Source organism: Serratia sp. FGI94, from assembly GCF_000330865.1.
GTDB classification, from domain to species: domain Bacteria; phylum Pseudomonadota; class Gammaproteobacteria; order Enterobacterales; family Enterobacteriaceae; genus Serratia_B; species Serratia_B rubidaea.
Map to the genome: position 1 here is coordinate 2,415,757 of NC_020064.1, position 22,406 is coordinate 2,438,162.

At 60.2% G+C, this 22,406-nt stretch carries 21 protein-coding genes and 1 pseudogene; 6 read left to right on the forward strand and 16 right to left on the reverse strand.

What is annotated here, in order from left to right; genetic code table 11:
• Positions 1-5 precede the first annotated feature (5 nt).
• A complete protein-coding gene (locus D781_RS10930) occupies positions 6-1,307 on the forward strand; it encodes a sorbosone dehydrogenase family protein (protein WP_015672387.1) in 1,302 nt (433 codons plus the stop codon).
• A gap of 57 nt (positions 1,308-1,364) precedes the next feature.
• On the opposite strand, the gene D781_RS10935 is transcribed toward D781_RS10930, so the two are convergent.
• From D781_RS10935 to D781_RS10975, 10 genes are all read right to left on the reverse strand, one after another.
• The gene (locus D781_RS10935) at positions 1,365-2,807 is read right to left on the reverse strand and encodes an MFS transporter (protein WP_015672388.1); all 1,443 of its coding nucleotides are present in this window, start codon (positions 2,805-2,807) and stop codon (positions 1,365-1,367) included.
• 80 nt (positions 2,808-2,887) lie between these two features.
• Entirely contained in the window at positions 2,888-3,373 is a 486-nt protein-coding gene (locus tag D781_RS10940; RefSeq protein WP_015672389.1) for an Lrp/AsnC family transcriptional regulator, read from the reverse strand.
• A gap of 49 nt (positions 3,374-3,422) precedes the next feature.
• Positions 3,423-4,436 (reverse strand): N(2)-acetyl-L-2,4-diaminobutanoate deacetylase DoeB, encoded by a 1,014-nt coding sequence (gene doeB, locus D781_RS10945; RefSeq protein ID WP_015672390.1) that lies wholly within the window; start codon positions 4,434-4,436, stop codon positions 3,423-3,425.
• A 12-nt stretch (positions 4,437-4,448) separates the two neighbouring features.
• Positions 4,449-5,648: an ectoine hydrolase DoeA gene (gene doeA / locus D781_RS10950; protein ID WP_015672391.1), complete on the reverse strand. Its 1,200-nt coding sequence runs from the start codon at positions 5,646-5,648 to the stop codon at positions 4,449-4,451.
• An 85-nt stretch (positions 5,649-5,733) separates the two neighbouring features.
• Positions 5,734-6,684 carry a cyclodeaminase gene (locus D781_RS10955; RefSeq protein WP_015672392.1) on the reverse strand — a complete coding sequence of 317 codons (951 nt, stop codon included), beginning with the start codon at positions 6,682-6,684 and terminating at the stop codon, positions 5,734-5,736.
• On the reverse strand, positions 6,656-7,684 hold the full coding sequence (gene eutB, locus D781_RS10960) for a hydroxyectoine utilization dehydratase EutB (RefSeq protein ID WP_015672393.1): 1,029 nt from the start codon (positions 7,682-7,684) through the stop codon (positions 6,656-6,658). The genes D781_RS10955 and eutB overlap by 29 nt, the downstream gene beginning before the upstream one ends.
• A 14-nt stretch (positions 7,685-7,698) precedes the next feature.
• A complete protein-coding gene (locus tag D781_RS10965) occupies positions 7,699-9,102 on the reverse strand; it encodes an aminotransferase (protein WP_015672394.1) in 1,404 nt (467 codons plus the stop codon).
• A 2-nt stretch (positions 9,103-9,104) separates the two neighbouring features.
• A complete protein-coding gene (locus tag D781_RS10970; protein WP_015672395.1) occupies positions 9,105-10,592 on the reverse strand; it encodes an NAD-dependent succinate-semialdehyde dehydrogenase in 1,488 nt (495 codons plus the stop codon).
• 133 nt (positions 10,593-10,725) lie between these two features.
• The gene (locus D781_RS23865; protein WP_158497481.1) at positions 10,726-10,881 is read right to left on the reverse strand and encodes a hypothetical protein; all 156 of its coding nucleotides are present in this window, start codon (positions 10,879-10,881) and stop codon (positions 10,726-10,728) included.
• A gap of 383 nt (positions 10,882-11,264) precedes the next feature.
• Entirely contained in the window at positions 11,265-12,320 is a 1,056-nt protein-coding gene (locus tag D781_RS10975; protein WP_015672396.1) for an NAD(P)-dependent alcohol dehydrogenase, read from the reverse strand.
• A gap of 131 nt (positions 12,321-12,451) precedes the next feature.
• Here D781_RS10975 and D781_RS10980 point away from each other — a divergent pair, with 131 nt between their 5' ends.
• Positions 12,452-12,847, forward strand: coding sequence for a helix-turn-helix domain-containing protein (locus D781_RS10980; protein ID WP_015672397.1), 396 nt, complete (start codon positions 12,452-12,454; stop codon positions 12,845-12,847).
• Positions 12,848-12,904: 57 nt separating this feature from the next.
• On the opposite strand, the gene D781_RS10985 is transcribed toward D781_RS10980, so the two are convergent.
• Together D781_RS10985 and D781_RS10990 are read right to left on the reverse strand one after the other, a co-directional pair.
• Complete coding sequence (locus D781_RS10985; protein ID WP_015672398.1) at positions 12,905-14,371, reverse strand: aspartate aminotransferase family protein; 1,467 nt, start codon at positions 14,369-14,371, stop codon at positions 12,905-12,907.
• Positions 14,372-14,386: 15 nt separating this feature from the next.
• Positions 14,387-15,772 (reverse strand): diaminobutyrate--2-oxoglutarate transaminase, encoded by a 1,386-nt coding sequence (locus D781_RS10990; RefSeq protein ID WP_199557134.1) that lies wholly within the window; start codon positions 15,770-15,772, stop codon positions 14,387-14,389.
• Between the two features lie 594 nt (positions 15,773-16,366).
• Between D781_RS10990 and D781_RS10995 the strand changes: the two genes are divergently transcribed.
• Positions 16,367-17,500: a GGDEF domain-containing protein gene (locus tag D781_RS10995; protein WP_015672400.1), complete on the forward strand. Its 1,134-nt coding sequence runs from the start codon at positions 16,367-16,369 to the stop codon at positions 17,498-17,500.
• 76 nt (positions 17,501-17,576) lie between these two features.
• Here the strand turns inward: D781_RS10995 and D781_RS11000 are convergent, their stop codons facing one another.
• A complete protein-coding gene (locus D781_RS11000; protein ID WP_015672401.1) occupies positions 17,577-17,792 on the reverse strand; it encodes a YicS family protein in 216 nt (71 codons plus the stop codon).
• A 203-nt stretch (positions 17,793-17,995) separates the two neighbouring features.
• Here D781_RS11000 and D781_RS22725 point away from each other — a divergent pair.
• Positions 17,996-18,124: pseudogene (locus D781_RS22725) on the forward strand (cupin); the annotation flags it as partial.
• Positions 18,125-18,185: 61 nt separating this feature from the next.
• On the opposite strand, the gene D781_RS11010 reads toward D781_RS22725, so the two are convergent.
• Positions 18,186-18,782 carry a hypothetical protein gene (locus D781_RS11010; protein ID WP_015672402.1) on the reverse strand — a complete coding sequence of 199 codons (597 nt, stop codon included), beginning with the start codon at positions 18,780-18,782 and terminating at the stop codon, positions 18,186-18,188.
• Positions 18,783-19,066: 284 nt separating this feature from the next.
• Between D781_RS11010 and D781_RS11015 the strand changes: the two genes are divergently transcribed.
• The gene (locus D781_RS11015; RefSeq protein WP_015672403.1) at positions 19,067-19,525 is read left to right on the forward strand and encodes an NUDIX domain-containing protein; all 459 of its coding nucleotides are present in this window, start codon (positions 19,067-19,069) and stop codon (positions 19,523-19,525) included.
• 569 nt (positions 19,526-20,094) lie between these two features.
• Here D781_RS11015 and D781_RS11020 read toward each other — a convergent pair.
• Positions 20,095-20,844 (reverse strand): glucose 1-dehydrogenase, encoded by a 750-nt coding sequence (locus tag D781_RS11020; RefSeq protein ID WP_015672404.1) that lies wholly within the window; start codon positions 20,842-20,844, stop codon positions 20,095-20,097.
• A 95-nt stretch (positions 20,845-20,939) separates the two neighbouring features.
• Here D781_RS11020 and D781_RS11025 point away from each other — a divergent pair, with 95 nt between their 5' ends.
• Positions 20,940-21,302 (forward strand): helix-turn-helix domain-containing protein, encoded by a 363-nt coding sequence (locus D781_RS11025; RefSeq protein WP_015672405.1) that lies wholly within the window; start codon positions 20,940-20,942, stop codon positions 21,300-21,302.
• A 93-nt stretch (positions 21,303-21,395) separates the two neighbouring features.
• On the opposite strand, the gene D781_RS11030 is transcribed toward D781_RS11025, so the two are convergent.
• Complete coding sequence (locus D781_RS11030) at positions 21,396-22,292, reverse strand: PhzF family phenazine biosynthesis protein (protein ID WP_015672406.1); 897 nt, start codon at positions 22,290-22,292, stop codon at positions 21,396-21,398.
• Positions 22,293-22,406: the final 114 nt, after the last annotated feature.

The window sequence follows — 22,406 nt, forward strand, 5'->3', positions numbered from 1 at the left end:
CGACCATGAAAAAATTCAATACCGTCCTGACCGCCGCCATCCTCAGCGCACTGCTGGCCGGGTGCGATAATGGCGCGCAGCTGGATCCGCAGAAACAGATTGGCCCGGACCCGGAGCTGCCGCAGGCGAAAAACTTCCTGATGCCGCCGATGCAGGTGCCGGAAGGCGCCGCCTGGCAGCAGGGTGAGCAGCCGAAGGTGGCTGAAGGGCTGAAAATTGAAAAAATCGCCGATGGCCTGATGCATCCGCGCCAGGTTTACGTGCTGCCGAACAACGATATTCTGGTGGCCGAATCCAACGCGCCGGCCAAGCCCACCACGCGGCCGAAGCAGCTGATTATGGGCATCGTGCAGAAAGCCTCCGGCAAAGGCGGCGCGGGCGGCAACCGCATTACGCTGCTGCGCAACGTTAACGGCCAGTGGCAAAAACATACCTTTATCGAAAACCTGCGCTCGCCGTTCGGCATCCAGCTGATCGGCAACACGCTGTGGGTGGCCAATGCCGACAGCCTGGTGAAGTTCCCTTACCAGGAGGGGCAGACCGAGATCCGCGAACCGGGGGTTGAAGTGACCGAACTGCCGGGCGGGCCGCTGAATCACCACTGGACCAAAGCGCTGCTCGCCAGCCCGGACGGCAGCAAGCTGTATGTCGGGGTCGGTTCCAACAGCAACATCACGGAAAACGGCATCGGCGCCGAGTATCGGCGCGCGGCGGTGCTGGAGGTTGACGCCGCCAGCGGCGCCAGCCGTATCTATGCCGCCGGCCTGCGCAACCCGACCGGGCTGCAGTGGGAGCCGCAGAGCGGCAAACTGTGGGCCATCGTCAACGAGCGCGATGAGATCGGCTCCGATCTGGTGCCGGACTATATGACCTCGGTGCAGGAAAACGGCTTCTACGGCTGGCCGTACAGCTACTTCGGCCAGCATGTCGATCCGCGCGCGCAGCCGCCGCGGCCGGATCTGGTGGAGAAGGCGATCAAGCCGGACTATGCGCTCAGTTCGCACGTTGCGCCGCTGGGGCTGCTGTTCTACACCGGCGACAATATGCCGCAGTACCGCGGCGGGGCGTTTGTCAGCGAGCACGGCAGCTGGAACCGCACGCCGCTCAACGGCTATCAGGTGGTGTGGGTGAAGTTTGAAAACGGCAAACCGGTCGGCCAGCCGCAGCCGGTGGTCACCGGCTTCCTGACCGACGACCAGAAGCAGGTGCGCGGTCTGCCGGTCGGCCTGGCGATGGATAAGCAGGGCGGCGTGGTGATTGCCGATGACGCCGGCGACAGCGTCTGGCGCGTCAGCGCCGCCCGCTAACCCGGCCAAACCGCGAGCGCCGTCCGGCAGCATCAGCCAGACGGCGTTTTTTTATCCTCAGCCGTCGCTGGACAGGGTCGAAAGACGCAGACGCTTGCGGCGCTGATGGCGATACAGGTGATCCATAATTTCGGCGCGGGATTCAATCGCTGGCGGCGAACCTTCCAGCGGCTGACAGGCGCTCTCTTTGCTCATCCGCACCGCGATCAGCCCCACCAGGGCGCCAAACATCAGGTAGCCGGCCGGCGCCAGCGGGTTGCCGGTGACGTTGACCAGCCAGGCGCTGAGTAGCGGCGCGGTGCCGCCGAACAGCGAGGTGGAGAGGTTATAGGCGATCGCCAGCCCGCCGTAGCGCACCGCGGTGGGGAACAGCGCCGGCAGCGTGGAGGCCACGGTGCTGAGAAAACAGGTCAACAGCAATCCCATCACCAGCATGCCGATAAAGGTCAGCGCCAGGTTCTGGCTGCCCAGCGCGTAAAAGCAGGGCAGCGTCAGCAGCAGAAAACCGACGCAGCCGATGGTCCACAGCGGCTTGCGGCCGATTTTATCGGACAGCGCCCCCATAAACGGCAGCACCACCATCATGCACAGCATCGCCGCCACCACGATGGTCAGCCCCGCCAGTTCGCTCAGTCCCAGCACCACGTTCAGGTAACCGGGCATCCAGGTCAGCAGCATGTAATCAGCCAGATTCAGGATAAATACCATGCCGATGCACAGCAGGAAGGCGCGCAGATGATGGGTGACGATCTCTTGCCACTGCTGGCGCATCCCCGGCGGCGGCGCGCTGTTTTCCATATGCTTGGCGAACGCCGGGGTCTCTTCCAGCCGCAGGCGCAGCCAGACGCCGATCAGCCCCAGCGGGCCGCCGATCAGAAACGGCACCCGCCAGCCCCATTCGCGCATCGCCTCATTGCCCAGCAGCAGGGTCATGGCGGTGACCAGCGCGGCGGAGAAGATCAGTCCCAGCAGGGTGCCGACCTCCAGCCAGCTGCCCAGCCGGCCGCGCTTTCTGTCCGGGGCGTATTCGGCGATAAAGGTGGCCGCGCCGCCGTATTCGCCGCCGGTGGAGAAGCCCTGTACGCCGCGCGCCACGATCAGCAGCACCGGCGCCCACAGGCCGATGCTGGCGTAGCTCGGGATAAGCCCGATGGCGAAGGTGCCGAGCGCCATCATAATCATGGTCAGCGCCAGCACCCGTTTGCGGCCGATGCGGTCGCCGAGCGGGCCGAAGAACATGCCGCCGAGCGGGCGGATCAGAAAGGCGACGGCAAAGGCGGCATAGGTGGAGAGCAGTTGGGCGCCGGGGCTGATCTCCGGAAAGAACACCATCCCCAGGGTCACGGCCAGATAGCCGTAGATGCCGAAGTCGAACCACTCCATGGCGTTGCCCAGCGAGGCCGCCGCCACGGCGCGTTTCACCAGGGATTTGTCGATGATGGTGACATCGGGTACCGCGTCTGCGTGATTTTGTGGTGCAGGTGTTGTGTTGCTATTCATTATTTTTCTCCATGATTAATCTGGAGAGCGGGGCGGCGGGAACGAAGCGCCGCCCACGGCATTACCCATATTCCCTGCGTTTATACCTCTATGTCGCCTTCGCGGCGCAGGCTCTGCAGCGGCGCGACGGACTTCACGTTTTTGGTGACGATATAGGTAAAATAGCGTTCGATGCCCAGGTCAGAATCCAGCCAGCTGTCAATCAGACGCTGATACTCGTCGATAGACAGCGTTTCGAATTTGGCCCAGTAATCCACGCCGCCGCCCACTGCCACACATTCGGTCAGTTCTGGCGTATTGAGCACGCGTTTTTCAAAACGGGCAAAGCTCTCTGCGTTATGTTGGTTAAGCTCGATCGACACCCAGATCGGCAGGCGCTTCATCAGCACCCGGGCGTTGAGCCTGGCGTAATACCCTTCGATCAGTCCGGCCTGCTCCAGACGTTTTACCCGCTCCCAGCAGGGGCTGACGGACAGGTTTATCGACTCCGCCAGCCGCGACTTGGTAATGCGGCCGTCTTTGCTCAGAATGTCGAGGATCTTCAGGTCATAGCGATCGAGTTTCATACGGTGATTACATCCTTAATGGCGACCGGCGCGCCGGGGCCGTTTATCGCTATGGCGATACGATCTCCCGGGCAATAACGGCCAGTGTGTCTCCCATCGCAACCTGCGCCGGAAAGCGCCGCGCCAGCAGAATGCCGTCGCGCTGCGCCCGGTATTCCACCGGCGGCTGGCCGCTGCGGGAGGGATCATAAACGCGGGCCAGCCGTTCACCCGCGCTTACGCGCTGGCCCAGTGGACAGAGAAACTCCAGAATGCCGCAGTGCTCGCTTTGTACATAACAGGATGCATCAGGCATATCAAGCAGCTGCGTTTCTCCCTCCCAGGGCTGCGGCGCCTGCGTCAGCACGCCGTGATGGGCCAGAAAATTGCGCACGCCGCGCTCCGCCAACTGCTGACGCTGCGGCGTGGTGGTGCCGCCGCCGCCCAGTTCGGTGGTAACAAAGCCTTTGCCCTGGCTTTCCACCACCGTGTCGTACAGCTGGCTGGCGTCCAGTTCATACATCATCACGGTAAGCGGCGCGCCGAAGGCCTGCGCGGCGGCCAGGTTGTCGGCCTGCTGACGCTCATCGTCCAGCGCATGCAGCGCGGCGAAGGGCATAATCTCCAGCGTGCGGCCGCCGGAGTGCAGATCCAGCGCCACGTCGCACATCGGCACCAGCACCCGGGTAAAGTAGTCGGCAATCTGCGCGGTGACGCCGCCGTCCGGCGCACCGGGGAAGCTGCGGTTAAGATTGCCGCCGTCGATGGGAGAGGTGCGCGTGCCGGCCTGCACCGCCGGCGCGTTCATCATCGGCACGATGATCACCCGCCCCTGAACCTCCTCGGCCTGCAGCGTGTTCGCCAGCTTCAGCAAGGCGATAATGCCTTCATACTCATCGCCGTGGTTGCCGGCGGTCAGCAGCGCCGTCGGCCCCGGCGCGCCGTTGATCACCGTCACCGGGATCATCACCGCGCCCCAGGCGGAGTTATCGTGGGACCAGGGCAGCTTCAGGAAGCCGTGCTGCACGCCGGGCTGGCCGAAATCCACCCCGGCATACACGGGGCTGGGTTTTTCATGACTCATGCTGTTGGCTCCTTATTTGACAAACAGACGTCGTGGGTAGTCGCACAGCACTTCAGCGCCCTGTGCGGTGATAACGATGCTCTCGGTGATTTCCAACCCCCAGTCATCCATCCACAGGCCGGGCATAAAGTGGAAGGTCATGCCGGGCTGCAGCGGCGTGTCGTCGCTGGCGCGCAGGCTCATGGTGCGCTCGCCCCAGTCCGGCGGGTAGCTGATGCCAATCGGGTAGCCGCAGCGCGCGCCGCCGCGATCGATACCGGCGCGGCGCATGGCGCTCTCCAGCGCCCGGGCGACGTCGCCGCAGCTGTTGCCGGGACAGGCTGCGGCCAGCCCCAGCTCAATGCCGGACAGCAGCGCTTCTTCGCCGCGCAGGAAGTGGTCCGGCGCGTCGCCGAGGAAAATGGTGCGCGACAGCGGTGCGTGATAGTGGCGATAGCAGCCGGCGATTTCAAAGAAGGTGCCTTCACCCTGACGGAACGGCCGGTCGTCCCAGGTGAGATGCGGCGCGGCGGCGTCAGCGCCGCCCGGCAGCAGCGGTACGATCGCCGCGTAGTCGCCGCCGAAGCGAACGCCGCTGTCGTCCACCCAGCCCTCGATGGCGCAGCGCTGGATCTCCGCCACCAACATGTTTTTCGGCAGCCCCGGTTCCACCATCTGGTAGATGCGCTCATGCATCTTGCCGACGATGCGTGCGGCGATGCGCATATATTCCAGCTCGCGCGGCGATTTGACCGCCCGGCACCAGTTCACCAGCGCCGTGGCGTCGATAAACGCCTGCTGCGGGCAGTCCCGCTGCAGGCTGAGAAAAGCCTTGGCGGAGAAGTAGTAATTATCCATTTCCACGCCGATGCGCGCCTGACGCCAGCCGAACATCGGCAGCACCTCCCGGGCCAGCCAGCGCATCGGGTGTTCGTCCGGATTCTGCACCAGCCGCTCCGGGTAGCCGATAATCCGTTCGTCATCCATCCAGCAGGTGCGCAGCGCGCCGTTGCTGTCCTGCAGGCGGCCGAACCACACCGGATCGTCCTCCAGCCCCAGCAGCACGCACTGATGTACATAAAACGACCAACCGTCATAACCGGTCAGCCAGGCCATATTGGAAGGGTCGCTGACCACCAACAGCTCGATGCCTTGCTGCGCCATCGCGGCGCGGGTTTTGGCGATCCGCTGGTCGTACTCTTCGCGTGTGAAGGGCAAAGTTTTCGTCAACATGCTGTTTTATCACTTATCGCAAGCGTGGAAGCCCTGGCCGGCTGAGGAGAGGCCGGCCTGTTTACCCTGTACCCAGGGCGCGGGGTTACTGCGACTGCTCTAACTGCGCCAGGGCAAAAGCGGCGATGGCGCTGTCCTGCACCCCGGTGCCGGTCAGGCAGCACAGGGTGATCTCTTGCGTCGTCAGGCGCAGCGGCGTACCGCCGGCGACTAACGCGCCCAATTCATGCACCGTGAAGGGCGGCTGCCGCCCCTGAAATACCTTCAGCTCGCCGTTGCGCTCACTCTGGCTGCGCAGGTCGCAGACCACGTGGTCGGCGTGCAGCAGGGCGCTGATATCCACCTCCCGTTTCTCCGGGCTGTCGGATCCCATGGCGGTGACGTGTACGCCGGGCGTCAGGTGCTCGGCAAACAGCAGCGGCTCGCGGGAGGGCGTGGTGGTGACGATAATGTCCGCGCCGGCGCAGGCGGCGCCGATCTGCGGGTATCCCGCCGCCTGCAGCCCGTCCTCCGCCAGCTCGCGGGCCAGCCGCTGCGCCGCCTCCGGACGCCGCGCCCAGACCGACACCCGCTCGACCGGGAACAGCAGCCGCAGGGCGGCCAGCTGCAGCCGCGCCTGTTCGCCGGCGCCGATCAGCGTAACGCGGCGGCTCTCCCGCCGGGCGAGGTACTTGGCCGCCAGCACGCCGGCCAGCGCGGTGCGGATGGCGGTGAGGTAGCCCTCATCCAGCAGCAGCGCCCGCGGAATGCCGGTTTCGGCGCTCAGCACCACCATCAGCCCGTTAAGACTGGGCAGCCCGCGCCGGGGGTTATCAAAAAAGCCGGGGCTGATTTTGATGGCGAAGCTGTCGCTGCCGCGGATCCAGGCGGTCTTGACGTCCACTTCGCCGTTGACCTCCGGCAGCGCCATCGAGAGGATCGGCGGCTGCACCACGTTGCCCATGCCGAGGGCGCGAAACCCCGCCTCGACCGCCGCCAGTGCGTCGGCGTCAAGCCGCACCGCGGCGCTAATCTGCTGTCGGTGATAGATCTGCATCCTGTGCCTGCTCCTGTCTGGCCCGGTCGAAGGTTTCCAGCGCGACGTTGTTGCCGCTCAGCACCAGCGCCACCTCCTTGCCTGCGATCGGGATCCGGTGGTGTTCAATCGCCGCCAGCCCGACGGCGGCGGCCCCTTCCAGCAACATCTTTTCCTGTTCCAGCAGGGTGACCATCGCCCGGGCGATGGCCGCCTCCGGCACCTGGTAGTGGCTGTCCATCGTCGCGCGCACCAGCGCCAGGGTGTGGCGGTTATCCAGCCCGATGCCGCCGCCCAGCGAATCGGCCAGGCTCGGCGTCTCCGCCACGCTGACCGGTTTGCCCGCCTGCAGGCTATGCCACATCGCGGCCCCGGCGCTGAGGCTGACGCCGACCACCTCGGTGCGCGGGCTGAGCTGTTTCATCACCAGCCCGATGCCGCCCAGCAGGCCGCCGCCGGACAGGCCCGCCAGCACCATATCGAGCTGCGGCCGCGCCTCGAGGATCTCCAGCGCCAGCGTACCCTGACCGGCGATAATCAGCGGGTGGTCGAAGGGCGGGATCGCCACCTGACCGCGGCTTTGCACCCGTTCATGCACCGTCTCAAACGCTTCGTCCTGGCTGTCGCCGCAGCGGCAGACCTCCGCGCCCAGCGCCTCGATGGCCGCTACCTTATTGGCCGGCACCAGCGAGGAGAGACAGACGGTGGCCGGAATGCCCAGCTCGCGGGCGGCCCAGGCCACCGCCCGGCCGTGATTGCCGGTGGAGGCGGTAATCACGCCGCTCTGCAGCCGCTGCGGCCCGTACTGCTCCAGCAGGGCGGCGATCATGTTGCTGGCGCCGCGCAGCTTAAAGGCGCCGGTGGGCTGCAGGTTCTCCAGCTTAAGCCAGACCCGCGCGCGATAGCGCTGCGACAGATAGGGCGAATAGCGCAGCGGCGTGTGGTCCGCCTGGCCGCGGATGCGTCGCCGCGCCTGCCAGACATCCGCCAGCGTCACGCCGCCCGGAAGTTCAGGGTTCATCGTCACGCCTTCCGTCAGCGCAGCTGGCCGGCGGCGGCAAGCTGGTCAACCACCCGGTTCACCGCCCGCAGCGCGCGATCGACCAGTTCATCCACCTCGGCGCGGTTTATCACCAGCGGCGGCGCGAAGCCGAGAATATCCCCCTGCGGCATGGCGCGGGCGATCAGCCCGTTGTCCAGCGCCGCCGCCGATACGCGCGGCCCGACCTTCAGCGCCGGGTCAAACGGCCGGCAGCGCTGTTTATCCACGGAGAATTCGATCGCCGCCATCAGCCCCACGCCGCGCACCTCGCCGACCAGCGGATGGTCGGCAAAGCTGTCGCGCAGGCGCTGCTGAAAGTAGGCGCCGGTGTCGGCGGCGTTCTGCACCAGATTCTCCCGCTCGATAATCTGCAGGTTGGCCAGCGCCGCCGCCGCCCCCAGCGGGTGACCGGAGTAGGTCCAGCCGTGGCCGATCGGGCCGTATTCGCCGGTGCCCTGTTCCAGCACGCGCCACACCTTGTCGCCGACGATCACCCCGGACAGCGGCTGATAGGCGCTGGTCAGCCCCTTGGCGATGGTGATCAGATCCGGGCGCATCCCGTAGGTATGGGAGCCGAACTCGCGGCCGGTGCGGCCGAAGCCGCAGACCACCTCGTCGGCAATCAGCAGGATGTCGTACTTGTCCAGCACCGCCTGAATCGCCGGCCAGTAACCCTCCGGCGGCGGCACGATGCCGCCGGTGCCCAGCACCGGTTCGCCGATAAACGCCGCCACGCTGTCCGGGCCGGTCGCCAGGATCAGCGCCTCCAGCCGTTCGGCGCAGTGGCGTGAGAACGCCTGCTCGCTGATGCCCGCCAGTTCCGGCGCCCGCTGGTAGTAGTAGGGCGCATCGGTATGCAGTATGCCGTCAATCGGCAGGTCGAAATGGTCGTGAAACGACGCCAGGCCGGTCAGGGAGCCGGCGGCGATGCTGGAACCGTGATAGCCGCGCTGGCGCGAGATGATTTTCTTCTTCTGCGGCCGGCCGAGGATATTGTTGTAGTAGCGCACCAGCTTGATCTGGGTTTCGTTGGCGTCGGAGCCGGACATGCCGTAATAGACTTTGGACATGTTCATCCCGGCCTTGGCGATGATTTTTTCCGACAGTTCCACCAGAGGTTCATTGGTATGGCCGACATAGGTGTGATAGTACGCCAGCTCTTTGGCCTGACGATAGATGGCCTCGGCCATCTCCTCACGGCCGTAGCCGATATTGACGCAGTACAGACCGGCAAAGCCGTCGATAAACTGATTGCCGTCGGCGTCGCGCACCATAATGCCGCTGCCGCCGGTCATCACCCGGCCCGGCAGCTCGCCGTGCGCGTAGTCGCGCAGATGGGTGGAGGCGTGAAACGTCACCTGACGGTCGCGGGAAATCAAATCGTTGCGCTGTTCCATGATTATTCTCCTGTCACTGAGGGCTGAGTGGGTTCGCCTGACAATCCGCCAAGGCAGAAGTAGCGGGTAGTGAGATATTCATCGATGCCGGTGCGGCCGCCTTCGCGCCCCAGGCCGGACTGTTTGATGCCGCCGAAGGGCACGGTGACGCCGGTCATTTTGACGCTGTTCACCGCTACCATGCCGTACTCCAGCTCGCGGATGTAGCGCCACACCCGGCGCTGGTCGTGGGTCCACAGGTAGGCGGCCAGCCCATATTCGCTGGCGTTGGCCAGCGCGATCGCCTGATCATCGCGCTGCCAGGCGGCCACGGCGGCGATGGGCGCAAAGCTCTCCTCCTGCCAGACCCGCATCGCCGGCGTCACGCCGATCAGCAGGGTGGGCATAAAGTAGTTATCGCCGGGCGCCTGACGCTGATCGCCGTGGATCAGGCGCGCGCCGCGGGACAGGGCGTCATCCACCAGAGCCTGCGCCTTGTCGACCGCCTGGCGGTGGATCAGCGGGCCGATATCGCTGTCCGGGCTGTCGCCGGGGCCGACCTTCAGCGCCCGCAGCCGCGCGGTGAACGCCTCAATAAACGCCTCGTGAATCTGCTGATGCACCATAATGCGGTTGGCGGCCAGACAGTCCTGACCGCTGGTCTGGAAGCGGGCGTCGATTGCCGCCGCCGCGGCTTCGTCGATATTCACATCCGGCGCCACCACGAACGGCGCGTTGCCGCCCAGCTCCAGCGACACCCGCTTCACGCTGCCGGCGCACTGGGCCAGCAGCAGCTTGCCCACCCGGGTGGAACCGGTAAACGACAGGGCGCGCACGCGCGGTTCTTCACACAGTTGGGCGCAGACCGCCTGCGGGTCGCCGGTGATAACGTTAAACACGCCGCTCGGCAGCCCGGCGCGCTCCGCCAGTTCGGCCAGCGCCAGCGCGGAAAAGGGCGTTTCATTGGCGGGTTTCACCAGTACGCTGCAGCCGGCGGCCAGCGCCGCGGCAGCCTTGCGGGTGATCATCGCCAGCGGGAAGTTCCAGGGGGTAATGAGCGCGCAGACGCCTACCGGCTCTTTCAACGTGCCCGGCAGGGTGCCGTCGATATGCACGGCAAGCGTTTCGCCGTTGATCCGCACCGCCTCTTCGGCAAACCAGCGGATAAAGCCGGCGGCGTAGTCCACTTCGCCTTCGGCCTCGCGGCGCGGTTTGCCCTGTTCATGAACCAGCAGGGTGGCCAGATCGTCGCGGTGCGCCAACAGCTGCTGATACCAGGCCATCAGCAGCGCCGCACGCCGGTCGGCGCGCACCTGTCGCCAGCGGGCGAACGCCTGCTCGGCGGCATCCACCGCCCGGTCGATCTGCGCCGGCTCCAGCAGCGGGATATAGCCCAGCAGGCTGTTATCGGCCGGGTTATGTACCGGCCATTCAGCGCCGGATTCACTGTGGCACCACTCGCCGTTAATCCAGGCGAAATGACGAAACAGACGGGGATCCTCTAACTTCATCTGCGTTCTCCTTAGCGCCGGACAACAGCGGCGCCCGTTGCTCCCCGGTAAATAGTCAGCGGGGGAAAGGCACATGGGATGCTTTGAAGATAAGAGAAAGCGTGAAAAAATAATTTCTGTTTCAGCGTCGTAATTATTGGTTTTTTTCTGTTGTGATTGCAATGGTCGCTAAATCAGCCAGATTCAACAGGGCCAAGGAAATAATTATGGCCGCATAGGTTTTATTTATTCCTTTGGCGGACAGAATGCTGGTCAATCCCGCCGGCGGTGGGATGATTGGCTGAATCAATGGCATAATCCGCTGGTTAAAGCGAGATTATCACCAAAACAACTTTACTGTAATGTGTTGATTTAAAATGGTTATAATCCGAGCGCAACACGTAGGAGATAATCAGTGCTACCCGCAGGCCGGTCAATAAAGAACCTGAAGTTATTTTTCGTGATATCGCTCATGGTTTTAAACTGATATGACCAGTTAATTAACAATGATGCAGTTCACAGAAATACCGCTAATTGTGCGCTGCGTCAAAATTAATAACATTTCCTGCTGCAACTGGCGTCAGGCAATAATCTTTATTTCATGCTGAATTAATAATAAGAAATAGGTATGACGCGTATTTCATCTGTCGAAAAAAATCGGCCCGCCAATTAAGGCGGGCCGCAAGATTAACGTTATTGATCCCAGCGGGCGCGCTGCATATCGATAACAAAACGGTATTTTACATCGCCCCGCAGCATGCGGCTGAACGCCGTTTCCACCTCATCGGCCGCAATCAGCTCTACGTCGGCGGTGATATTGTGGCGGCCGCAGAAATCGAGCATCGCCTGCGTTTCCGCAATGCTGCCGATGGAGGTGCCGGTAATGCTCAGACGGCGGAACACCATCGGCGTGACGTCCGTCGGCGGGTGCGGACTGTCCGGAATACCGACCAGCACCAGGTGGCCGTTGGTTTTCAGGCAGGCCAGGTATGGGTCGAGCGGGTGCGGCGCGGCCACGCAGTCGAGGATGATGTCCAGCGAGTGCTGTTGGGCGGCCATCTGCCCGGCATCTTTAGACACCACCACCTGGCTGGCGCCCAGACGCCGCGCATCGGCGCCTTTTTCCGGCGAGGTGGTGAACAGCGTGACTTCCGCCCCCAGCGCGCTGGCCAGTTTCACCGCCATATGTCCCAGGCCGCCGAGGCCGATCACGCCGACCCTGGCGCCCGGCTGCAGCTTGAGGTGCTGCAGCGGCGACCAGACGGTCACGCCGGCGCACAGCAGCGGCGCTACCGCGTGCAGCGGCAGGTTTTGCGGCACCGAGACCACAAAATGCTGGTCCACCACGATTTGCTCGGCGTAGCCGCCGGTGGTCAGCCTGCCGGTGTATCTGTCGGTGCCGTTATAGGTCGGCACAAAGCCGCTTTCACAGTACTGTTCTTCCTGCTGGCGGCAGAAGTGGCAGTCGCCGCAGGAATCCACCATCACGCCGACGCCCACCAGGTCGCCCGGCTGAAAACGGGTTACCGCCGCGCCGGTGGCCCGCACCCGGCCGACAATCTCATGGCCCGGCACCAGCGGGTAGTTGCTGACGCCCCATTCGTTACGCGCCATATGCAGATCGGAATGGCACACTCCGCAGTACAAAATCTCAATGCTGACGTCTTGCGGCTGCACATCGCGCAGCGCGATCTGGACGGGGGCCAACGGGCGGTCGGCGTGGCTGGCCGCGATAGCGTTAATTTTCATCGTGTCACCTTCAGTTATCTGGTCTGCCCGCAGCCGTAGAGGCTACAGCGCTAGGGCGGCAGACTATAGACAAAAGGTTCCTTTATTGATAGTAGTTACCATTTGGTAACCATGAAGTTCAGGAGTGTGACATGCCGGATTGGATCGATGGGAAAGTCTATTTTTATGCCGACTCGGCGCCGCGCCGGCTGATGTCGCTGTTTGCCGTCAAGTGGAGCACCATGGTGCTGCATGCGCTGTGGCACTGGCCGCAGCCGGGCGCACGCACCGGCGAGCTGCAGCGCAGCCTGCAGGGGATCTCCAAGAAAATGCTGTTCCAGACGTTGCGTGAGCTGGAGCTGCGCGGGCTGATTGCCCGTAAGGTGTATCAGGTGGTGCCGCCGAAGGTGGAATACTCACTGACCCCGCTGGGGCGCACGCTGGCGCAGCCGATTGAGCAGATGTATCAGTGGGGGTTGGATAACCAGGCGGCGCTGGATGAAATGGAGCAGAATCTGGCGCGCAATGCGCAGCACGCCGAGGAGTGAGGCATAAAAAAAGCCGGCAACCCGCAGGTTACCGGCTTAGCCGTGATGGCAGGGCAGTTAGGCGTTCGCCAGGCCCTGTGCAGCGCTGTCCACCAGATCCAGCAGACGCTTGACGTCGTCCAGCGTGACCGTCGGGTTCAGCAGCGTCAGCTTCAGGCAGGTGACGCCGTTAAACTCGGTCACGCCGACGTTGGCCTGGCCGGATTCCAGCAGGTTATCGCCGATGCGCTGGTTCAGCAACGCCACCGCGGCGTTGTCAGTCAGCTGCGCCGGGCGCGAGCGGAACAGCACGCTGGCCAGCTGTGGCTGCATCACCAGTTCCAACGTCGGCTGCGCGCTGAGGTATTCCGCCACCTGCTGCGACAGGGTAATGCCGTGATCGATAATCTCGGCATACTGCTTCTGTCCCAGCGCTTCCAGCCCCATCCACAGTTTCAACGCGTCAAAACGGCGGGTGGTCTGCAGCGATTTGGACACCAGGTTCGGCACGCCCTGCGCTTCGTCGAACTCGGAGTTCAGGTAGGCCGCCTGATAGCGCATCAGCTCATAGTGACGCGCCTCTTTCAGCAGGAACGCACCGCAGCTGATGGTCTGGAAGAACTGCTTGTGGAAGTCCAGGGTGATGGAGTCCACCAGTTCAATACCGTCCAGATAGTGGCGGTACTGCTCGGACAGCAGCAGCGCGCCGCCCCAGGCGGCATCGACGTGCAGCCAGATCTGGTGCTGCGCCGCAATCTGCGCAATATCGCGCAGCGGGTCGATCGCCCCGGCGTCGGTGGTGCCGGCGGTGGCGACAATCGCCATAATCTGTTCGCCGTTGGCGTGCACCTGCGCCACTTTTTCCGCCAGATCGTTCAGATCCATGCGCGCGTACTCGTCGGTCTTCACCTGCGTAACGCACTGATAGCCGAAGCCCAGCAGCGCCATGTTCTTCTGCACCGAGAAGTGGGCGTTGGCAGAGCAGAACACCTTGATTTTACGCAGGTCGCCGATCAGGCCGTCCTGCTGCACCGAGTGCCCCTGGCGGGCGAAGAAGGCGTCGCGCGCCAGCATCAGCCCCATCAGGTTGCTCTGAGTGCCGCCGCTGGTGAACACGCCGGCGTCGCCGGCCTGGTAACCCACGCGCTCGCGCAGCCACTCGATCAGCTTCATCTCGATGATGGTGGCTGACGGGCTCTGGTCCCAGGAGTCCATGCTCTGGTTGGTGGCGTTAATCAGCACCTCGGCGGCCTGGCTGACGACCAGGCTCGGGCAGTGCAGGTGCGCCACGCACTGTGGATGGTGCACCGCCAGGCTGTCCTGCAGGAAGTATTCCACCGCACGTTCAATCGCCGCCTGGTTGCCCAGGCCCTGCGGATTGAAGTCCAGCTGAATGCGATCGCGCAGTTCGGCCACGGTTTTACCCTGATACATTTCAGGCTGCTGCAGCCACTGCGCCACCGCCTCGCTGCTCTGGGCGATCGCCTGCTGGTAGGCTTCAATGCTCTGCGCTGAACCGGCCAGAATCGGGTTTGGTTTGGACATGACGTTCAACTCCACTCAGACAGGCTTGACGCCCGCGCTCAACAGAGCATTTTCAAATTTATCCAGGAACACGCCCAGCTCTTCATTGCTGATCAGCAGGGAAGGCAACAGACGCAGCACGCTGCCGTGACGGCCGCCGCGCTCCAGAATCAGGCCGCCTTCAAAGCATTTTTTCTGCAGCAGCGCGGACAGCTCGCCGTCGGCAGGGTAGCTGCCCATGTGATCCGGCGCTTCGTGCGGCTTGACGATCTCGATGCCGAGCATCAGACCCAGGCCGCGCACGTGGCCGATGACCGGGTAACGCTGCTGCAGTTCGGCCAGTTTGCCTTTCAGCCATTCGCCCTGTGCGGCGACTTTATCGGCAATGTTGTTTTCCTGCAGGTACTTCAGCGTGGTCAGGCCGGTGGCCATTGCCAGTTGGTTGCCGCGGAAGGTGCCGGTGTGGTGGCCAGGCTCCCAGGCGTCGAACTGCTTCTTGATGCCCAGCACCGCCAGTGGCAGACCGCCGCCGACCGCTTTCGACATCACGATGATGTCCGGCTCGATACCGGCGTGCTCGAAGGCGAAGAATTTACCGGTACGGGCAAAGCCGGCCTGCACTTCGTCGACGATCAGCAGAATGCCGTGTTCCTGCGTAACCTTACGGATACGCTGCAGCCATTCGACCGGGGCAGGGTTGACGCCGCCTTCACCCTGAACCGCTTCCAGGATCACCGCTGCCGGTTTGCGTACGCCGCTTTCGACATCGTTAATCAGGTTTTCGAAATAGTAGCTCAGCGCCTTGACGCCGGCTTCGCCGCCGATACCCAGCGGGCAGCGGTATTCATGCGGGTAAGGCATAAACTGCACTTCCGGCATCATGCCGTTGACGGCTTCTTTCGGTGACAGGTTACCGGTGACCGACAGCGCGCCGTGGGTCATACCGTGGTAACCGCCGGAGAAGCTGATCACGGCGCTGCGGCCGGTGTGCTTCTTCGCCAGTTTCAGCGCGGCTTCCACCGCATCAGCGCCGGACGGGCCGCAGAACTGCAGGCAGTACTCTTTGCCCTGGCCCGGCAGTAAAGAGAGCAGGTGTGCGGAGAAACCGTCTTTTAACGGCGTGGTCAGATCGAGCGTATGTAACGGCAAGCCGCTGGTAATGACATTTTGGATGCTCTGCAGGACATCAGGATGATTATGACCCAGCGCCAACGTACCCGCACCGGCCAGGCAATCCAGATATTGTTTGTTTTCAACATCGGTCAGCCAGACACCCTGAGCCTTCGCAATCGCTAATGGCAATTTACGAGGGTAACTCCTAACGTTTGATTCAAATTCGGCCTGTCTGGCCAAATAGGCTTCGTTGTTTCCATTAAATGAATCGGCACCTAAAGTATCAATACGGACTTTATCCGTCATCATATCACTCCTACAACCAGGGTTATTGGTAACCCCTGATTGAATAAATTGAATTAACAAATGATTTGCTCTACCTAAAAGCGCGCCCAATATATTGTTTTTTAACCTGTGGCTCAATCATTTATTTTGTTTAATTTTGTTTAGATTTTCCCTATATGAATCAATATGTTGTTGATTTTATGGCCGGAATTGAACGCCATAACAGAATCACGTCGGGTTTAACAAGAGGGCGGGATGTTACTTTTTTTCAACTCACTGTCTTGTAAAGGAATTTTTATTATCATGTAGCAGAGGAAGACGCCTGCGGTAACGGCGATAAACGCTAAGCGATTATTTATAAACCACATTTATTTTATCGCTATCCTTTTCCAGGATAAATAATAAGGTCTTTTACGGCGGGATAACCTACGTACGCATAGAGCAAAAAGTTATTAATTAACGGCCAGCTAAACCAGCAAAAGGCATATCGAAGGGGTCATTGCAGTAAAGGCTCAAAGCCCTGAATTCGTCCGTCCTGAACGTAACCAACTCTGACGCCGGCAGGCGCATTTTGCACTACTATGACAGCAGGCCACCATTCAGGAGTCGTCTGCGTCTATGAATAAAATGGAACAATGTCGGCCTACGCTGGCCGCATCGCCGCACTGGGCAAGCCGGCGCGATATGGTTAACCAGGCGATAGGCGCCAGTCTTCCCTGGCTGGCGTCCGTCAATATCGCCTTCGCCATGCTGGTGGCATTGCGTAATCTGCTGTTCCCCGGTTTTGACGCCGCGCTGCACATCAACGCCGCGATCCCTTTACTGATGGATGGCATGATGCTGCTGGTGGTGACCGCGTCACTGATTCTGTGGGGCGTTTCTCGTCGTGATAGCAGCGACCGCTATGTGCGCCGCTGCGCCTTACTGCTGTTGCCGCTGCTGGGGGTATGTTGGGCCGTCAGCAGCTATGGTTTTATCGCTTATTGGCACCTGCCGTTCGCCTGGCCGCTGGTATGTATTTTAATGCTGACCGGTATGGCCTCACTCTACTTTTACCTGCAGGGTCTGGCGCTGTTTCTGACGCCGCTATGGTTGACCATGCCGCTGGCCAGTGTCCATCTCAACCACGGGATAAACCTCCATTTTGCCGCCATATGGCTGATCTTCACCGCTATTGTGATTTATGGCCGCCGGATCCTGCTGCGCTGGTTCGATGAGGCCTGGGCCAGGCATCAGGAAAACCGGCAGCTGATTGCCCGTTTGGAGGCGCTGACGCTGCAGGATCCGCTAACCGGGCTGGCCAACAGAAGGGCGCTGGAGTCTCATCTTGCCAGCCTGCACGCGGTTCAGGTTCCTTTGGCGCTGATCATGGTCGATGTCGATTTCTTTAAGCATTACAACGACCGCTATGGTCATCAGGCGGGGGACGCCTGCCTGACCAAGGTCGCCGGGCTGCTGGCGACGGCGGTCAGAACGCCGGAAGATTTGGTTGCCCGCTACGGTGGTGAAGAGTTTACGCTGGTATTGGCGCATGCCGATGCACAGCAGGCGGCACAGGTTGCCGAACGCGTACGCGCCCGGATAGAAGAAGCGGCCTTGCCCCATGCCGCCTCAGCGATCGGCCGTTTTGTCAGCGTCAGCCTGGGCGTTGCCGCCACCGACGAGCGGTGGACGCCGCAGCAAACGCTCGCCGAGGCCGACGCGGCGCTGTACCGCGCCAAGCAGGCCGGACGTAACCGCTGGTCATACTGATGAGCCTACTGCTGGGTAAAATCCGGGCAGCGAATACGCTGCAGCTGCTGCTGATACTGTTCCTGCTGGTGGTTCTTCAGCGCGCTGGCGGTGGCGCTGAGCGCCTCGTGGTTTTGGTAAAGACCGATTTTATCTTCTCGTCCGGCACCTCTTTGGCGATTTGGCAGTGCGCACGCAGATCGTTAATCAACGTTTGCTGATTCAGCGCAAAGGCCAGGCTGTCGTAAGCGCCCGCCGCCGCGCCAAAGGCAGGCAGCAGCAGGGCGGCGGATAAAATCCATCGGATCATCATGTCGTTTTCCTCTCGCGGTGAAAGTGTGCCGTGCCCGCAAGGCACAAAGGTTACAGCGTCACTCATAAATTCACTGACCTTATCGGCGCTCGTTTTAAACGTAGATCAAAACGACCAAATCCGCGGGTAAATCACGCAAGAATTTGATCTGGCGGAGGGATTCTGGATACATATATGTGACAGCGTCACAGGAAGTTATGATGCGAGGTGTTATGTTAAATCACAGAGGAATTGCCGGCGATATCTTCTATGCCAATGTCGGATGCGAGCACGTGGCGCATCCGCAGGGAGAGGCGCACATCCTGGTGATCGAAAAAGAAGGGACGATTTAACTCATCGCGGGATGCCAAAGGGCATCCCGATTTGTTGCTGGTTCGTACCGGACGCCTGCCATTATTTTCGTTTAGGCAATTGGCGCAGTTTGAGTTGCCGACGCCACACGCGGTTATGTAAATAGAATGTCATTGTCTTAACGAACATGGCGCTGTTGAGGCAGATAAAGCTTGCGAGAATAAAGACCAGCCCGATAAACGCACCGATCGGATATCCCATAGGGTATTCAGCAGCGAATAACAACGTGATAATGGTGTAGAGCAGATACAGCACGGCCACCACAGCAGTTAACAGCATCAGCAAAAGGTAAACTTTCAGTGCTGACACACTGCCTTTGGAAATCAGCGTCATTGACGGGAACATCAGCAGACAATAGACCAGCCCGGTTATGATTATCCCTATAAAAACAGCGTGTTGTGGCCATGCCATCCAGTTGAAAACCGCGATCCAGACGGTGAGCTGCGGCATAACAAAGCTGAGGAGGGCAAAGAGTGCGCTGAAGATTAACGGTACGCCAGCAGTATGCAAGCCGACCGGCGCACCCATTTGGTCTTTTAAGTCATCCTTAATAGATTCAAGCCGTTGGGGATCGTCAGTGCCGATCTGTTTTTCAATGCTGGCGCCCAGTTCAAGGCTTTTTTTAAGCGGGTTTATCATTGCGGGAATACAACCTATCCATGGATGATGAATGTCTATCTGTATGATTTATTATGGGTAGCTTCGTTAAATAAGCATATCTTTCCTTGATAAACAATGTCCGGTCACCATAATGAGTCTTATGGCATAGAGTTACTTTCCAGCATTATTATCTGGTCTGGATGAGATAATCAACTGGCAGAACTGAGCAAAAACAACACCAAAAATGGCGCGTTTTAGTGAAATCTGCAGGGCTGGGATAGCCAATAGCTCTCAGATTTCACGTAGCGCGATCGGGAGGAAGGATGCGATCACGGCCGGCAGCCAGGCTTTTTGTTATCAATTCGTCAGGCTATGTTTTGCTGTTTAAGTTTACGCATGATGCCGATGCGCTGGCAGGACGTTCATACTGGGCAACGCCAGGCGGCGGCGTTGAACACGGAGAGTCATTTGAACAAGCCGCCATCAGAGAACTGCAGGAAGAAACCGGCATTGTGTGTGACGAGATAGGCGCAAGTGTAGCACAGCGAGATTTTGTCATGACATTACCGAGTGGCGAAACGGTGAAAGCTGAAGAAAAGTTTTTCGTCGTGTGTGTGACAGGTCATCAGATCAACGGTGATAACCGGAGCCACGATGAACAGCAGATAATCAGCGCGCATCACTGGTGGAGTGAACAAGAACTCAAAACAACCAGCGAGACTGTTTATCCGCAGAATATCGTTGAGCTGTTGGCATCGATCCAGTCAACAGGCAAAAAGTGAGCCCGTAGGATGGCAGTGACAAAAGCGCGGATGATTCACATAAAGCCCATGGCAAAGCCCAAAGCCTTAGATTCCGCGCATCGTCACCTTGGTGCGCATAATGTATATTATGTTAAATCAAATCAATGACGACGCACTAGGCCCCCAGACTCACTATCCCACCTAACCTTCAACCTTTGCCAGGTTTCCGTGTCAACATTTGCCAAATTTATCCCTTTGACCATAATTCTGGTTTAAAGGTTTTCCATACTCAATCATCGCTCACCGGCCCACTAATGAAAACGTCTCTGCCGGTGACGCAACCTTTCGACAGTCGGAACCCTGCGTTGCCAGCACCACAATGGTTTAGCGCAGTCCTGCAAGCGGACTTCTTACTACGCTCTTTGTATTTTACGCGTTGCCGGCAGATGCCGCTTAACCAGCTATGACTGGAGCATCGACAAAAAGCCAAACTGAACCGGCCAAACGCCCTCTTTTTGATCGCGCTACGTGAAATCTGAGAATTATTGGCTATCCTAACTCTGCAGATTTCACCAAAACGCACACATCCATAACACAGAGACTATCGCTTAGATTTGCGCCAGTCCGCCGTCAACAAAGACTTCACCGCCTGTCATAAAGCTGCTCTCGTCAGAGGCCAGGAATAAAGCAACGGCGGCGATCTCATCCGCATCGCCAATGCGTCCGAGCGGCGATGCCTGAGCGAAATTGGCCAGTAAACTTTCCTTTTGCCCCGAGCTCTCCAGGACATTAAACAGCCCCGGCGTTGCGGTAGAACCTGGGGAAAGCACATTTACCCGGATCCCCGTCCCCTGCAGATCCAGCGCCCAGCTGCGGGCAAAGTTACGAATAGCCGCCTTCGAAGCGCTGTAAACGCTGAAAGCCGGCGTGCCCATTGAGCCGGTTGTCGAGCCGGTCAGAATAATTGAGCCGCCTTGCGACATCAGCGGCAGTGCTGTCTGCACGGTAAACAGCGTTCCTTTTACGTTAACGTTAAACGTATGCTCATACGATTGCTCGGTAATCGCGCCAAGCGGCTGAAGCTCACCCAGGCCCGCATTGGCAAAAAGGACGTCAACTTTTCCTTTCACCTGCTGGATATGAGAAAAAATACGTTCCAGATCGGCCAGCTTTGATACATCGCCCTGAATCGCAAGCGCCTCATGGCCTATCAACGCGATGGCTTCATCAAGCTCTTTCTGGCGGCGCCCGGTGATGACGACCTGAGCGCCTTCCCGGGCAAAACGCCTGGCCGCAGCCAGACCGATACCGCTATTTCCGCCAGTAATCACCGCGATTTTTCCCGCTAATCTACTCATAACGCCCTCCGCAACAGTGGAAAGCCCTAGCATAAACAGAGTTGAATATTTAGTATAGTATGCACCTTTTGGTAAGTACCTGGCGGATGAGCGTTATGTTAAATCAAAAATTCAACTGCGGTCTGGAAGCGTCGTTGGCGGTGCTGAGCGGAAAGTGGAAACCGCTGATACTGTTTCACCTCGCCCATGAAGTACATCGTTACGGGGCGTTGAGGCGCGCGATTGGAAAAGTAAGCGACAAAGTATTGATTCAACAGCTGAAAGAACTCCAGCAAGATGGCGTGGTCGCGCGTACCGACTACGGCGAAATTCCGCCCAGGGTTGAGTATGCCTTAACCAGCTTCGGCGACTCGCTGGCACGCGCGTTAGCGCCGCTCTGTCAGTGGGGAGAACGGCATACGGAGCAGATTGAAAAAATCGTGCGCAACCGAGAGATGCCACAGAGCGATCGTCTGTAAGCGCGCTCGCCCTGTCCGTATAACGCCCTTCTTTTTTGAGCGAGTTACGTGGAATTTGCCATCGATTCGCGCTCTGGCAGATTTCGCCAACGGCTAAATCCGCAGCAAACCATCAATCAAGGTGCAGCTCTGGCCGCCAATCCACGGCTCGCCGTCAATAAACCGCACGCTGACCCGGCCTTCTCGATGCAGCTGGGTGCCTTGCCGCACCTGATAGCCCTGCGCCGTCAAACCGCCGTCGGGAAAGTGATTGGCCTGCAGCAAACGCGCCAGACACGCATTGGCGCTGCCGGTGACCGGGTCCTCAACCAATTTATCCCACTCAACCAGAAACGCCCGTATTTCATAATCCGCCGGATCGCCGGATGGATAAGCGCCATAAACCACCACGCCATCCACCTGATAGTCAATTTGCATCTGCTTAATCATCGCCTGATCCGGCGTCATCGCCAGGCAGGATTGCGCATCTGGCATACGCACCATCAGCCAGCGAATGCCCATATCAGCAACTACCGGCATCATTTCTGTGGCGATAGTCGCCGGCTGAAAAGCGGCCGCCAGCTGCTGGCGTTCCTCAACCGTCAGCGTGCGCAACGCAACCTCAGGTGCGGCAAACGCCAGCTTGCCTTCCGGCATGACTTTCACCGCCACCAGGCCAACGCCGCATTCCTGTATAATCACCCCCGGCCGTTGGGTTTCCAACCCGGCTTCCAATAAGGCATGCGCCGTACCCAGCGTCGGGTGCCCGGCAAAAGGCAACTCTTTTTCAGGGGTAAAAATGCGTACTCGGTAATCGGCATTCGGATGGGTTGGTTTGAACACAAACGTCGTTTCTGAAAGGTTGGTCCAGCGCGCTAACGCCAGCATCTGCGCTTCATCCAGACCTTCCGCCTTGAGGATCACCGCCAGGGGATTGCCCTGCAGTGGCGAGCTGGTAAATACGTCCACCTGTTTGTAGGCGCGTTGCGTTACGTTATCACTTTTAAGCATTGACCCTGATCCGCCATGTTTGACTTAGAGGGGTCTCAATCTACCGGAATATGCAGATTGTTCAATAGATCAATCAGATAGATACGCATTAACGCACGGATCCCGGACGGCGCC

What these genes read in the sequence shown, in the direction of transcription:
- D781_RS10930 (WP_015672387.1), top strand. Translation starts at nt 6, where the DNA reads ATGAAAAAATTCAATACCGTCCTGACCGCCGCCATCCTCAGCGCACTG.
- D781_RS10935 (WP_015672388.1), bottom strand. Translation starts at nt 2,807, where the DNA reads ATGAATAGCAACACAACACCTGCACCACAAAATCACGCAGACGCGGTA.
- D781_RS10940 (WP_015672389.1), bottom strand. Translation starts at nt 3,373, where the DNA reads ATGAAACTCGATCGCTATGACCTGAAGATCCTCGACATTCTGAGCAAA.
- doeB (WP_015672390.1), bottom strand. Translation starts at nt 4,436, where the DNA reads ATGAGTCATGAAAAACCCAGCCCCGTGTATGCCGGGGTGGATTTCGGC.
- doeA (WP_015672391.1), bottom strand. Translation starts at nt 5,648, where the DNA reads ATGTTGACGAAAACTTTGCCCTTCACACGCGAAGAGTACGACCAGCGG.
- D781_RS10955 (WP_015672392.1), bottom strand. Translation starts at nt 6,684, where the DNA reads ATGCAGATCTATCACCGACAGCAGATTAGCGCCGCGGTGCGGCTTGAC.
- eutB (WP_015672393.1), bottom strand. Translation starts at nt 7,684, where the DNA reads ATGAACCCTGAACTTCCGGGCGGCGTGACGCTGGCGGATGTCTGGCAG.
- D781_RS10965 (WP_015672394.1), bottom strand. Translation starts at nt 9,102, where the DNA reads ATGGAACAGCGCAACGATTTGATTTCCCGCGACCGTCAGGTGACGTTT.
- D781_RS10970 (WP_015672395.1), bottom strand. Translation starts at nt 10,592, where the DNA reads ATGAAGTTAGAGGATCCCCGTCTGTTTCGTCATTTCGCCTGGATTAAC.
- D781_RS10975 (WP_015672396.1), bottom strand. Translation starts at nt 12,320, where the DNA reads ATGAAAATTAACGCTATCGCGGCCAGCCACGCCGACCGCCCGTTGGCC.
- D781_RS10980 (WP_015672397.1), top strand. Translation starts at nt 12,452, where the DNA reads ATGCCGGATTGGATCGATGGGAAAGTCTATTTTTATGCCGACTCGGCG.
- D781_RS10985 (WP_015672398.1), bottom strand. Translation starts at nt 14,371, where the DNA reads ATGTCCAAACCAAACCCGATTCTGGCCGGTTCAGCGCAGAGCATTGAA.
- D781_RS10990 (WP_199557134.1), bottom strand. Translation starts at nt 15,772, where the DNA reads ATGATGACGGATAAAGTCCGTATTGATACTTTAGGTGCCGATTCATTT.
- D781_RS10995 (WP_015672400.1), top strand. Translation starts at nt 16,367, where the DNA reads ATGAATAAAATGGAACAATGTCGGCCTACGCTGGCCGCATCGCCGCAC.
- D781_RS11000 (WP_015672401.1), bottom strand. Translation starts at nt 17,792, where the DNA reads ATGATGATCCGATGGATTTTATCCGCCGCCCTGCTGCTGCCTGCCTTT.
- D781_RS11010 (WP_015672402.1), bottom strand. Translation starts at nt 18,782, where the DNA reads ATGATAAACCCGCTTAAAAAAAGCCTTGAACTGGGCGCCAGCATTGAA.
- D781_RS11015 (WP_015672403.1), top strand. Translation starts at nt 19,067, where the DNA reads ATGCGATCACGGCCGGCAGCCAGGCTTTTTGTTATCAATTCGTCAGGC.
- D781_RS11020 (WP_015672404.1), bottom strand. Translation starts at nt 20,844, where the DNA reads ATGAGTAGATTAGCGGGAAAAATCGCGGTGATTACTGGCGGAAATAGC.
- D781_RS11025 (WP_015672405.1), top strand. Translation starts at nt 20,940, where the DNA reads ATGTTAAATCAAAAATTCAACTGCGGTCTGGAAGCGTCGTTGGCGGTG.
- D781_RS11030 (WP_015672406.1), bottom strand. Translation starts at nt 22,292, where the DNA reads ATGCTTAAAAGTGATAACGTAACGCAACGCGCCTACAAACAGGTGGAC.